At 73.5% G+C, this 13,017-nt stretch carries 6 protein-coding genes; 1 reads left to right on the top strand and 5 read right to left on the bottom strand.

The genetic code is table 11. From position 1 onward, the window contains the following. Positions 1 to 28: 28 nt before the first annotated feature. On the bottom strand, positions 29 to 1,435 hold the full coding sequence (eccD, locus tag KBY32_RS11970; RefSeq protein ID WP_210979923.1) for a type VII secretion integral membrane protein EccD: 1,407 nt from the start codon (positions 1,433 to 1,435) through the stop codon (positions 29 to 31). 404 nt (positions 1,436 to 1,839) lie between these two features. On the opposite strand from eccD, the gene eccCa reads away from it, so the two are divergent. Beyond that, positions 1,840 to 5,880: a type VII secretion protein EccCa gene (gene eccCa, locus KBY32_RS11965; RefSeq protein ID WP_247689329.1), complete on the top strand. Its 4,041-nt coding sequence runs from the start codon at positions 1,840 to 1,842 to the stop codon at positions 5,878 to 5,880. A gap of 63 nt (positions 5,881 to 5,943) precedes the next feature. Here the strand turns inward: eccCa and KBY32_RS11960 are convergent, their stop codons facing one another. The 4 genes from KBY32_RS11960 to KBY32_RS11945 form a co-directional block, all read right to left on the bottom strand. Beyond that, positions 5,944 to 7,179, bottom strand: a complete 1,236-nt coding sequence (locus tag KBY32_RS11960; protein ID WP_210979922.1) for a S8 family serine peptidase — start codon at positions 7,177 to 7,179, stop codon at positions 5,944 to 5,946. Beyond that, positions 7,176 to 10,490, bottom strand: coding sequence for a right-handed parallel beta-helix repeat-containing protein (locus KBY32_RS11955; RefSeq protein ID WP_210979921.1), 3,315 nt, complete (start codon positions 10,488 to 10,490; stop codon positions 7,176 to 7,178). The genes KBY32_RS11960 and KBY32_RS11955 overlap by 4 nt, the downstream gene beginning before the upstream one ends. 150 nt (positions 10,491 to 10,640) lie before the next feature. Further along, complete coding sequence (locus KBY32_RS11950; RefSeq protein ID WP_210979920.1) at positions 10,641 to 11,834, bottom strand: ricin-type beta-trefoil lectin domain protein; 1,194 nt, start codon at positions 11,832 to 11,834, stop codon at positions 10,641 to 10,643. After that, positions 11,831 to 12,577, bottom strand: coding sequence for a type VII secretion system-associated protein (locus KBY32_RS11945; protein WP_210979919.1), 747 nt, complete (start codon positions 12,575 to 12,577; stop codon positions 11,831 to 11,833). Before KBY32_RS11945 ends, KBY32_RS11950 begins: the two co-directional genes overlap by 4 nt. Positions 12,578 to 13,017 lie beyond the last annotated feature (440 nt).

Here is a 13,017-nt window from a genome sequence, read left to right as displayed (position 1 = left end):
TCGTTCGCGTGCCGGAGTGCGGTGGGCCTCAGCCGAACAGGCCGCGCAGCCAGCCGAAGAGGCCCGCGACCCACAGGCTGAGCGGCAGTAGCGCCACCGCGATCCCGGTGTGCGCCACCTCCGCGGCCCGGCCCCAGTAGGGCAGCATCCGGCGGCCGGGCACCGTCCAGGCGGCGATCACCAGCGCGGCGGCCGCGCCGAGCAGGACCGCGAAGACCACCAGGCGCCCGTCGCCCTCGCTGTCCACCGCCCAGCTGCGGGCGAGCAGCAGCAGACCCCAGATGCCGGGCACGGCGAGGGTCAGCCGCTGGCCGATGTGCACCAGGCCCCGGGAGTGCAGGAGCAGCAGCAGGCTCAGCGCGAGCGCCGTCAGGACCTCGGGCAGGTTCGGGCGCTCGGCGAGGACGACCAGGGCTGCCGCCGCGATGACGCCGGTGACGGCGAACAGCGCGGTGACCCAGCGTCCCGCCAGCTCGGTGCGTTCGGCGACGTCGCCGCCCGCGTAAGGCTCGATGCCTTCCTGCAGCTGGCTGGCGGAGGAGGGCAGGGCGGGCATCCGCATCCCGGCCAGCTTGAAGGCGAACGGTGCCACCGCCCCGGCCGCGAGCACGAACACCGTGGCGACCAGGGCCACCGCGGCCGGCACGCGCAGGTCCGTGTAGCCGATCAGGGCACCGGAGGTCGCGAGGGCCACCGACACGACGGCGGTGCCCAGCAGGGCCGGGGCGCCGACGGCGGTGGCGGCCAGCGCGAGGACGGCGCCGCCCGCGCCGGCCGCGCCCGCCGCGAGGAGCCGCGCGCCCGCGACCTGCGCCGCGTCCGGGCCGGTCAGGTCACCGCCGGGCAGGACCCAGCCGGCCATTGCCAGGCAGGGCGCGACCAGCAGGCCGAGCGCGGTCGCGGACAGCCGGTCCCCGACCGCGCGGCTGGCGGTGCCCGCGCCCGCGAGCAGCAGGAGGCCCGCCACGGCGGAGCAGGCGGCCCTGATCGAGCCGGAGCCCGCCGCTCCCGGCCAGAACACCATCAGCAGGGCCGCCATGACGGTCGCCACCGTGGCGCCCACCAGCAGTCCGCGGGCCGCCTCCGGGTGCCAGGTGTGCAGCTTGCGGCCGGCGGTGTCGGCTATCCCGTCCACGAGGTCGTCGAGCCGGGCCTCGGGCAGGGCCTCGGTGTGGGGGCGCAGATAGAGCACCTCCCCGTCGGCGAGGCCGGCCCTGGCGAGGGTCGTCTCCTCGTCGAGGGGTGCGTCGCCCAGCCGCTGGAGCGCCCAGCCCGCGTGGTCGAGTCCGGCCTCCTCGGCCTCCTCGCCGACATAACGCAGCAGCGTGGGCAGCAGATCGGCGACCGGCACGTCGGCGGGGACGGCCAGATCGACGGAGACGCTCGGCGCACGTACGGTGAGGCGGCACAGTTCGGCCACCGCGCTGTCGGTCATCAGCTGAACTCTCGTCTTCCGTGGGGGCTTTGACAGGAGGGCTTCCCCGCGAACGGGACAGTGCGAAGAGTACGGATGGTCCGCACAGCCCCGAACAGGGAGGTCTGACAGGGTAATTGGGTCCGTGGGACCGGCAACCACCGCTCCCGCGTGGACAGGTCGCGTTTCGTGAATGCACACTACTGCCTACGCTCGCCGGAACGTGCCGGGGACCGGGACGCTTGTCCGGTATGCAGTCGAATGGTGGGAGAGTGGACCGTTCCCTGCTTTCCCGTTCCCCTCATTCATCCGGCGTTCACCGCATACCCGGGTCCCCGGAAATGAGCGGTGCGGTCTTTGCGGCTACCGGTGGTCCCGGTATTCGGCGCGGGCCGGAAAGCCAGTGAAACCGGAGGTTCTGTTCCTTGAGTGTGGTGCTGTTCCGCCGGCCGGCGCGCAGGCGCGGTCCCGAGATGCCCGACGGGCAATTGACCCTCCAGGAGCCGCCGGTCCTCGCCGAGACGGTGCCCGACACCTCGGCGATATGGACCTATCTGCCGATGGCGCTGATGTCGGTGTCGATGATGCTGATGTTCCTGCGCCCCGGCGGCGGCAACGGCGTCTTCATCTACCTGGCGATGGGGGTCATGGCGCTGTCCGCCGGGGCGATGCTCCTGGGTCAGCTGATGCGCCGCTCCAGCGAGCGCAAGCACCGTCTGAAGGGCGAACGCCGCGACTACCTCCGCTATCTGGCGCAGATGCGCAAGCGGGTCCGGTCGACCATCGTGGAGCAGCAGCGGGCGCTGGCCTGGCGCCATCCGGAGCCCTCGTCCCTGCGTTCGCTGGCCCGTACGTCACGGCTGTGGGAACGCCGCCCGGCCGACGAGGACTTCGGAGAGGTCCGTCTCGCGGTCGGCGAACAGCAGCTCGCCCTCACGCTCAACCCGGTGTCCACCCGCCCCGTGGAGGACCTCGAACCGCTCTGCGCGCACGCCCTGCGCCGGTTCATCCGCGCCTACTCCACGATTCCCGAACAGCCCCTCGGCCTGTACCTGCGGTCGTCGGCGCGCGTCCTGCTGCGTCCCGAGGCGGTACCGGGCGAGGAGCCCACGGCCTCGGCCGCGCACTCCGAGGGCGCCGACGGCGAGGCCGTACGCGCTCTGGTGCGTGCCGCTCTCGGCCAGCTCGCCGTGTTCCACGCGCCGGAGGAGCTGTGGATCGCTCTGTGCGTGAGCGACGAGCGGCGGGCCGACTGGGAGTGGGTCAAGTGGCTGCCGCACGCCCTGCATCCGCACGAGGAGGACGGCGCCGGGCAGGTCCGCCGGATCACGGCCGACCTCACCGAGCTGGACGACCTGCTCGGCGCCGAGTTCGCCGAGCGCCCCGGTTTCGACCCGGACGCCCGGCCGGGCCGGGACGAGCCGTACACCGTGGTCGTCCTGGACGGCGTCACCGTCCCCGAGGGGCACCGCTGGGAGGGCCACGGCTACCGCAACGCGGTCGTGCTGGACGTCTCCGGCGCGCTGCGCTGGCGGCCCGGCCGCAACACGCTGCGGCTGACCGTCGGGCCGGACCAGGTGAACCTGGTGCGCACCGACCGCAGCCGCAAGGAGCGCTCGGTGCCCCTCGGCAGGCCGGACCGGCTCGGCCCGCTCGGCGCGGAGTCACTGGCGCGTCTGCTCGCCTCCCGCCGCATCAGCCTGGGCACCGACATCGCGCAGCCGCTGGACAGCGACGTGGAGCTGACCACGCTGCTCGGCATCCCCGATCTGCACCGGCACGACACCAAGGCCCTGTTCGCCCGGCACACCGGCTCGGCACGGCTGCGGGTGCCGATCGCCGTCGGCGTCGACGGCCGCCCGGTGGAACTGGACATCAAGGAGTCGGCGCAGGGCGGCATGGGCCCGCACGGCATGCTCATCGGCGCCACCGGGTCCGGCAAGAGCGAACTCCTGCGCACCCTCGTCCTGGGCCTCGCCCTGACGAACTCCTCGGAGACCCTGAACTTCGTCCTGGTCGACTTCAAGGGCGGCGCCACCTTCCTCGGCCTTGAGGAGCTGCCGCACACCTCCGCCGTCATCACGAACCTGGCCGACGAGGTCGCCCTGGTGGAGCGTATGCAGGACGCCCTGCACGGCGAACTCATCCGCCGTCAGGAGCTGTTGCGCGCCGCCGGCAACTACACCTCCGCCCTGGAGTACGAACGGGCGCGGGCCGGCGGCGCCGACCTCACCCCGCTGCCCAGTCTGTTCGTGGTGGTCGACGAGTTCAGCGAACTGCTGTCGGCGCACCGCGAGTTCATGGACCTGTTCGTGATGATCGGCCGCCTCGGCCGCTCGCTCGGTGTGCATCTGCTGCTGGCCTCGCAGCGCCTGGACGAGGGCCGGATGCACCAGCTGGAGAGCCATCTGTCGTACCGGATCGGCCTGCGCACGTTCTCCGCCATGGAGAGCCGGGGCGTGCTCGGGGTGCCGGACGCCTACGAACTGCCCGCGCAGCCGGGCAGCGGCTATCTCAAGTCGGGTGTGGAGGCTCTGACGCGCTTCCGTGCCGCCTACTCCTCCGGCACCTACCGGCGCCGGACCGGCGCCGTCGTGCAGGCCCGGGTGGCCAGCCAGGTGGTGCCGTGGACCAGTGGCTGGGTGGTGCCCCGCACGCTCGACCCCACGCCCGTTCCGGAGCCGGAGGCCGAGGAGAGCGGGGACGAGGAGACCCTGCTCGACGTCGCCCTGGACCGGCTGCGCGACTCGGGTCCCGCCGCCCACCAGGTGTGGCTGCCGCCGCTGGACGAGCCGTCCCCGCTGGACGCTCTGCTGCCCGGCATCGCCCCCGACCCCGAGCGCGGCCTCAGCGCCGCGGGCTGGCCCGGCACCGGCAGGCTGCGGGTCCCCGTCGGACTGGTCGACAAGCCCTTCGAGCAGCGTCGCGACCCGCTGGTCGTGGACCTGTCCGGAGCGGGCGGCCACGTCGCCATCGCGGGCGGGTCGCAGAGCGGCAAGTCCACGCTCGCCCGCACCCTGATCGCGGCGCTCGCCCTCACCCACACGCCGGCCGAGATCCAGTTCTACTGCCTCGACTTCGGTGGCGGCGGCCTCTCCCAGTTCGCCGCGCTCCCCCACGTCGGCGGCGTCGCGGCGCGGCTCAACCCGGAACGGGTGCACCGGGCCGTCGCCGAGGTCATGACGCTGCTCGCCCGCCGTGAGCAGTTCTTCGTCGACCACACCATCGACTCCATGCAGTCCTACCGGCGGCGCCGCGCCGCCGGTGAGTTCCCCGACGAGCCGTTCGGCGACGTGTTCATGGTGGTCGACGGCTGGTCCACGGTCCGCCAGGACTACGACGACCTGGTGCCGAAGTTCAACGAACTGGCCGCCCGCGGCCTCAACTACGGCATCCATCTGCTCATCACCACCACCCGCTGGGTGGAGCTGTCCGCGCAGGTCCGCGACCAGGCGGCGACCCGTCTGGAGCTGCGGATGGGCGATCCGATGGACTCGGAGATCGACACCCGCAAGGCGCGCTCGGTGCCCCGCACCGGAGGCCGGGGCATCACCGCCGACAGCAAGATGCACTTCCTGGCCGGGCTGCCCCGGCTGGACGGCAGCGGCTCCCTCGACGACCTCGGAGACGGCGTCGCCCACCTGGTCGGCGAGGTCGCCAGGCACTGGCCGGGCCCGGCCGCCCCGCAGGTCCGGATGCTGCCGCACCGGCTTCCGCTCACCGAACTCCCCGCGCCCGAGCCCACCGAGGGCGGCGGTATGCGGCTCCCCCTCGGCATCGACCAGGACGCCCTGGAGCCGGTGTGGCACGACTTCAGCCGTACCCCGCACCTGATCGTGGTCGGTGACACGGAGAGCGGAAAGACCAATCTGCTGCGCCGGATCACCGCGGGCATCACCGCCCGCTACGCCCCGCACGAGGCGAAGATCATCGCGGTGGACTACCGGCGGACCCTGGTGGACGGCATCCCGGAGGAGTACCGCATCGGGCACGTCATCTCCCTGGACAACCTCAAGGAGACCGTCGACGGCGCCGCCCGCGCGATGAAGACCCGCGTCCCCGGAGCGGACATCGCCCCCGCCCGGATGCGCGCGTGCGACTGGTGGTCGGGTCCGCGGCTGTTCATCCTGGTCGACGACTACGACATGGTCGCGAGCAATTCGTTCCAGAGCCCCTTCGAGCCGCTCTTCGAGCATCTCACGCTCGGTTTCGAGATGGGCCTGCACCTCGTCGTCGCCCGGAGCGCCATGGGTGCGGGCCGGGGTCTGAGTGACGCGCTCATCCGCCGGATGGACGAGGCGAACAACCCCGCGATCCTGCTCTCCTGCCCGCCCACGGAGGGCCGTCTCTTCGGCAACGCCAAGCCCGTGAACCTCCCGCCGGGCCGGGCCCTGCACATCGCCCGCCGCAAGGCGCGGCTGATGCAGACGGCGCTGGTCGAGCCGGCGGCCGGGCAGGAGGGCTGAGGCGCGACGGTGACGGCGGGGGCCATCCGGTGACCCCCGCCGTCGTGGTGCGCGTCCGGACCGTCAGTCCTTCGTCGTTGCCCCGTCCCCGGCCCGCGCGGGACGCCAGCCGCGGGCACGGGCCCGTGGCAGGGTGAAGGCGGCCCACAGGACGGCCAGGACGAGTGCGGAGCCGAGCAGGGTGAGGAGCGTGGCCCGTTCGGTGGCGGCGTCGGCGTCCGAGGTGTCACGGACGGCGACACGTTCCGCGGCCCGTTCGCCTGCCCGGGGTGCGTCCGGGCCGCCCAGAACCGTGGTGACGGCGGCGTACGCGTCCAGTTGCGGGATGTCGGCCGGGTACGCGGTCGCGGTCAGCCGGTGCGCGACGGCCTCCGGCGAGTCGTCCGGGTGAGCCGCGCGGACCACCGCGGCGGCCCCGGCGGCGTAGGCGGCGGCGACCGAGGCGCCGGCCCCCAGATAGTGACCGTCACCGCGCGGGCCACCGGACACCACCCCGGCCCCGGGGGCGGCCAGGTCGATGCCCGTGGTGGGCAGGGCCCGCTCGGGGCGGAGGCCGCCGGGCAGCATGTCGGCGACCGAGAGGACCCCGGGTTCGCCGGCCGGCCAGTACACGCGGGGCGGGATCGTGTCGGTGCCGCCCCGCGCCGGCGGGTCGGGGGTCGCCGCGGCGACGACGACGGCGCCCGCGCGGCGGGCCTCCGCGACGGCGCGGCTCAGGTCCTTGTCCCGGCGCGGCAGGGCCACCGTGACCGCGATGACGTCGGCACCTGCCTCGGTGGCCTCGCGTACCGCCGCCGCGACGAGCGCCGAGTCGGCCCGGCCGCGGGTGTCCGTGCCGCGCAGGGCGAGGATCCGCGCACCCGGGGCGACTCCGCTGAGACGGCCGTCCGTACCCGCGATCAGCCCCGCCAGGAAGGTGCCGTGCCCGACGCAGTCCTCGGCGGCCGTGCCGTCGGCGGTGACACGGCCCTCGAGGCCGTCGGCGTCGGGGGCGACGCCGGTGTCGACCAGGGCGACCGTCACGCCCGCACCGACGCCGTGCCCGTGCGTCCGGTCCAGGTCGAGGCGCTGACGCGACCAGTCCTGCTTCTTCGCCCGCTCCCGCGAGGGAGCGGTGCAGGCGGCGTCCGCGTCGAGCGCGGAGGGCATCGCCGGCAGTTCCTGGCCCTTCTTCCCGTCGGCCGCCGGCAGCGTCGCCCGGGGTGCCGTGTGGGCCGTGACGGCGGTGGGCAGCAGCAGGGCGGCGGCCAGGCCGGCGCCGGACAGCAGACGGGCGGCCTCACGGGCGGCGGGCTTCACAGTCCGGCCGCCTTCGGAGCGGCGGCGACGTCCTCGGGAAGAAGGATGCGCAGGTCGTCCAGGGTGGGCGCGGCCAGCGAACTGAGCCGCCCCGCCTGGCGGGTGACCATCGACTCCAGCACCTGCCGGGCCTGCCGGGCATTGCCGAACGAGCGGTCCCGGGGCAGGGCGTCGAAGTACGACTTGAGCACCGGGCCGGTGCCGGGTCCGCACTCGTAGCCCATGCTCGCGGCCTGGGCGCGCACGATGGTGACCAGTTCCTCGGAGGAGTAGTCCGCGAAGGTGATCCGGCGCGGGAAACGTGAGGACAGACCCGGGTTGGAGGCCAGGAAGCGTTCCATCTCGTCGGTGTAGCCGGCGACGATGACGACGACCTCGTCGCGGTGGTCCTCCATCAGTTTCAGCAGGGTGTCCACCGCCTCCTGACCGAAGTCGGCGCCGCCGCCCTGCGGGGTGAGGGTGTACGCCTCGTCGATGAACAGCACACCGCCGCGGGCCCGTTCGAAGACCTCGCGGGTGAGCTGGGCGGTGTGCCCGATGTAGCGCCCGACGAGGTCGGCGCGGGCCGCCTCCACCAGCTGGCCCCGTTGCAGGATGCCGAGCTGGGTCAGGATCTCGCCGTAGAGGCGGGCGACCGTGGTCTTGCCCGTACCGGGCGGACCCGTGAAGACCAGATGGTGGCTGAGGGAGGGCACCGGCAGCCCGGCGGCGGCGCGGTGGCGGGCCGTCGTGATGAGGTTGACCAGGTCCGCCACGTCCCGCTTGACCTCGGCCAGTCCGATCATGTCGCCGAGGCGGGTCAGCGGGTCGTCCTTCGGCGCGCCGCTCTCGGCGGCCTTCGCGGCGGCGGTGGCGGAGACGTCCTCCGGCAGCAGCAGCCTGAGGTCGTGCTCGCCGACCTGGGCCTGTGCGGCGAGCCGGACCGCCTGCCGGTCCACCATCTCCTCGAACACCCCGCGCGCCGCACGGCCGTTGCCGAATCCGGCGTCCCTGGGCATCGCCTCGAAGTGCGCCGCGAGCGCCTCCGCGGTGCCCTCGCCCAGCTCGTACTGGTGCTGGGCGCACATGTTCTCCATGATGGCGACCAGTTCGGGCACGGAGTAGTTCTCGAACTCGACGGTCCGGGAGAAGCGGGAGGCCAGGCCCGGGTTGGAGCCGAGGAACGCCTCCATCTCGCGGGAGTATCCGGCCGCGACCACGACCACGTCGTCGCGGTGGTCCTCCATGAGCTTCAGCAGCGTGTCGACCGCCTCGCGGCCGAAGTCCGCGCCGCCGTTGCCGCTGTCCGCGGTGAGGGTGTACGCCTCGTCGATGAACAGCACGCCGCCGAGCGCCCGCTGGAAGGTCTCGGTGGTCTTGATCGCGGTACCGCCGACGACCTGTGCGACGAGGTCGGCGCGGGAGACCTCGACGAGGTGGCCGCTGCGCAGGGAGCCCAGTTCGGCCAGGATCGCCCCGTAGAGCCGGGCGACGGTGGTCTTGCCGGTGCCCGGCGGGCCCGCGAAGATCAGGTGTCTGCTCATCGGCGGGGCGGACATGCCGAGCTGCTCGCGTCGCTGGGCGAGTTGGGTGAGGTTGACCAGGGTGCCGACCTGCTGCTTGACGTTCTCCAGGCCGATCAGCGCGTTCAGGGCGCCGAGCGGGCCGTCCACGCGGTCCGGCCGAGGTCCGTCCGCGGCGCCGGATCCGGCCGGGTCGGTGTTCTCGGCGCTGCCGCTGCCCCACGCGTCCCGCTTGCCGTTCCCGGTGCTCTTCAGGCCGTCCACGGCGAGCCGTTCGCCCGGTGTCGTCTGGACGAGCCCGCCGCCCTCGTTCTCCCGGGCCAGGCAGTTCACGAGCGAGACCGGCGCGGTGGACTCCACCCGGAAGCCGTCCTGGGCACCGCCGGAGACCTCGCAGCCGCTGAGCGAGGCCAGCGCGCCCTCCTGGAGCAGGAAGCCGTGGCCCTGCGGGGCGTGCACCGTGGTGCGGTTGGCGGTCAGCTCGCCGCCCGCCGCGACCACGACCCCTTCCGCACCGGATATCTCGACGCGGAAGTCCCGGACGGTGACGTTGCCACCGTCCTCCACGACCAGGCCGCTGGTGGCGGTGTCGGAGACCCCGCCACCGGCCAGGTAGAGGGTGCTGCCGGCAGCCACGCGCACGCCGGCGCCCTTCGGCCGGACGATCTCGCAGTCCTCGGCCCGGCCGCGGGCGTCCTTGCCCGCCGCGATGCCGTCCCCGGCGGGCTCCACGAGACGCGCCCGGCGCAGCAGCGGGTTGGCACCGCCGCGCACGGAGATCGCGGGTGAGCCGCCGATCACCTCCACGCGGTCCAGCTCCGGCGCCGAGTCCTCCTCCAGCAGCAGTCCCGTCTGCTCGCAGTCACGGACCGTGAGTCCGGTCAGCGCCGGGGAGGCGGCTCCCGCCACCCGGAGCGCCGCGCCCTGCGCGCCGTCCACCCAGCAGTCCTCGAAGGTGCCGCGCGCCCGGTCGGTGACCACGACGCCGTGGCCACGGGTCCGCGAGACACGGCAGCGGCGCAGCACCGGGTCGGTTCCGCCGGCCAGCGCGATCCCGTTCCCGGAGGCCCCGGTGACCCGGACGTCCTCCAGCGTCGTGCGGCCCGCGCTGCTCAGGTGCACTCCGGTGCTGGTGTCGTGCACGACGGTCCGCACCACCGTGAGGGAGCAGTTCTGCTCCAGGGCGATGGACGGCTTGTCCGTGGAGGAGATGTCGCAGTCCTCGACGCTGCCGGTGGAGTCGCCGTTGGCGAGCAGGCCGTTGCCGCGTGCGGCCCGTACCGTGCAGGCGCGCAGCCGCGCCTCGCCCTGTTCGGCGAGGACGAGTCCGCTGGTGCCCAGGTGCTCGAACGTGCAGGACTCCACTGTGGTGGGTGTGGTCGAGGTGATGACGATGCCGGCACCTTGCGGGTTGCTCACCCGGCAGTCCCGCAGCGCGAGGGAGCCGGTGCCCCCGGCCAGCACCGCGGTCCAGGCGGCGCCGACGATCTCGCAGCCGTCGAGCGCGGCCTGCCCGCGCCGTACGTCCACGGCGGGCAGCTCGGCGTCACCGCCGCGCAGGGACAGCTCGGAGAGCATCACGGCGTCGGCTCGCAGGGAGAGGACGCTGCCAGAACGTGGCCGGATCTCGACCGTGCCCCGGCCCTCGGCGGCGGTGAGGGTGACCCGGGTGTGGATCACCAGGTTCTCCGCGTACGTCCCGGGCCGGACGCTGATCAGCGCGCCGGTACGGGCAGCCGCGAGTGCCTCACCGATCGTCCGGTAGCGGTCCCGCTCCCCGGGACCGACCGTCAGTACCTGGCGCGACACGCACCAACCTCCTTGTGGGACAACGTACTCAGCGGGTGCCCCCGATCGTCGGGGGCGGTGTCGGCGAGCCGACGGGGCCATCATGCCCCGTTGCCGGGGTGGCCAGGGCGTGGGAGCGATGCTCTCGGCCGGAAGGTGCCGGGGGCGCGGTCAGCTCCACTTCTGGTTGTCGGTGCCCGCGCAGGTCCACAGTTGCAGCCAGGCGCCGTTGCCCCGGTTGTTGTCCTTGATGTCGACGCACTTGCCGACGACGGTGTTCACCAGGTCGTGGCGCTCGTTCAGGACGAACTTCTGGGCCGCGTTGCCACTGCACCGGGCGATCTGGATCGGAGTGCCGTCGCTGTAGTTCGCGTTGGCCACGTCCAGGCAGAGACCCTGGATGCGCAGGGTGCCGTCGGAGGCGAACTGCCACTTCTGCGCGACCCCGTTGTTGCAGTCCCACACGAAGAGCTTCTTGCCGTCGCCGAAGTCGGCGTTCGGTACGTCGAGGCAGCGGCCGGAGAGGTGGCTGCGTATCGAGACCGGGGCGCTGAACGTGACGCCCGAGCCGGAATCCGAGGGCCGGTCGGCGCCGCCGCCTCCGGATGCCTTCCCGCCACCCGACTTGGCGGATCCGTCCTTCTCGCCCGTGCCGCTCTTGGGCCGGTTCTCCCCGCCGCCGTCCCGCTTCGGCGTCTCCTTGCCCGGGTTCTGCTTCGCAGCCCCGCCGGGCACTCGTTCCACCGGCTTGCCGGGCTTGCCGGAACTCTTCTCGTGATCGTCCGGAGCGGCGGTGTCGGGCTTGGTCACCACGAAGTCGCCCGGTGCCTCCTGCGCGCCACCGCCGAGGACGGTGCCGCCGGCCGGTGCGGCCTCGGCGCCCTTGTCGTCGCCTCCGGTGAGCACGAGGAACGGCACCGACACGAGCAGTGCCCCGGCGACCGCGGCGCCGGCCAGCGCCGCCTTGCCCGGCCGCCCCACCTGGGCGGCCTCCTGCCGCGGCCGGTCGATGGCGGTCGCGGTCATCGTCCGCACGAGCGCGGGGAGCCGGCTCTTGGCCTCCGCGGCGGCGCCGGGATCGGCCTCCGAGTCGGAGTCCGGCTCGGCCTCGGACCCGGGCCGGCCGCCGGAAGTGGTCTCGGCAACGCTCACGGCTGTCGCGCCCGGGCCCTCGGCTGCCGCGTCCTCGGCCTCGGAACTCGCCCTTGGTGTCTCGGATTTGACCCGGCCACCCTCGTTCGGAGCCTGGGGGGACTTCGCCTCGGGCCCGGGCTGGACGGTCGTGGGGGTCGAGGCCGTCTCCTCGCCGGCGGAACCGGACGCCACCTGCGGGGAGGCGGAGGTGTGCTGGGCGGGACGCGTCACGGGGTCCTCCCTGTGGTGTGGGGCCAGGGTTCAGAGGAACGGTGGGGCTCGGTCACGTGGGGGGCCCGGCGCGCCCGCTCGGCCTCCGGTCCGGGTTCGGGCCGCGCGTCCAGGAGCTTGTCCACCGGGACGAGCAGGGGTGCCGCGGCACCGGCGTTGACCATCATCTGTGTGCCGGAGCCGCGCAGTGACCGGGCGAGTTCCGTCGCCGGGATCCTGTCATGCCGAAGTGCCGCGGACATGAACGCGTGTGCCGGGGAGGTGAACGAGAGGATCACCGGTGCACCGTCGAGACCGGCCGCTGTCAGCGGCCCGCCGTCCGGTCCGCGCACCACCGTGATCTCCGCCCGGGCGAGTGCCGCGATCGCCTCGTCCACCGAGCCGTATCCGGTGGCTGCCCGCTGGGCGGCCGCGTCCACCGGGTCGGTGGGCTCCGGCCAGCCGAGCACTCGGGCCGAGGGCCGGTAGTCCGGGTTGGGGCGGTAGTCTCCTACGCCGCCGTCCTCGTCGGACTGCCACTCCCCCACCACGGCCCACGCGGGCGGCGTACCGTCCTGGGTCCATTCCGGGTCCACCACTCCGATCCAGTGGCCGGGCGCCCGGCGGGCGGCGTCCCGCACCGCCTGGGGTATCTCGGGGGTGCCGGTGGCCCCGGCCCCGTCGGAGCCGGACGGCTCCGCGGTGCCCGGCCCGGGACCGGGGGGCCTGTCGGGCTCGCCCTCCAGCCGTTGTCCGGGCCGCATCTCCACCTGAACTCTTCGGTCGGTACGAACACTTGGATGCCGTCGGCCTGCTGGTGCACCGACGTGGATCAGATCGGGAGCCTCAGGATGCCACACGAGTATCGCCCGTTGCGGGGAGGGCACGGTCCGAATCAGCCGCCCACGTGCCCGTTTGCTGCCCGGGTCGGGAACTTTCCGGGAGCAGCGAGGCGTGAGCGGACAAAGCGACGGGAGAGTTGGGAGAGGTGGTCGTCCGATCGCCTTCCGTACGGGCTAAGTTGGGCCGCACGGGAAGACCTTTCGACTCGGGACGCGCCCGACGGGCTTGCGGGCCGCCACCGCGGCGGGACGGCGCCCCTCGGCGACTTGGACCGGGCTTCGCACCGGTCCGCCCCCGGCGCGACGGACTCGACCAACGCCCGCCGGACTTCCCGGCGTTCGTTCAGCCGACCACTGCACGG

The organism is Streptomyces sp. RK62 (assembly GCF_018070255.1).
Classification (GTDB): domain Bacteria; phylum Actinomycetota; class Actinomycetes; order Streptomycetales; family Streptomycetaceae; genus Streptomyces; species Streptomyces nigra.
This window is presented reverse-complemented; position numbering and strand designations above follow the sequence as displayed.

Bases quoted from the DNA above. Each gene is read 5' to 3' on its own strand.
- eccD (WP_210979923.1), bottom strand. From the start codon at position 1,435: ATGACCGACAGCGCGGTGGCCGAACTGTGCCGCCTCACCGTACGTGCG.
- KBY32_RS11945 (WP_210979919.1), bottom strand. From the start codon at position 12,577: ATGCGGCCCGGACAACGGCTGGAGGGCGAGCCCGACAGGCCCCCCGGT.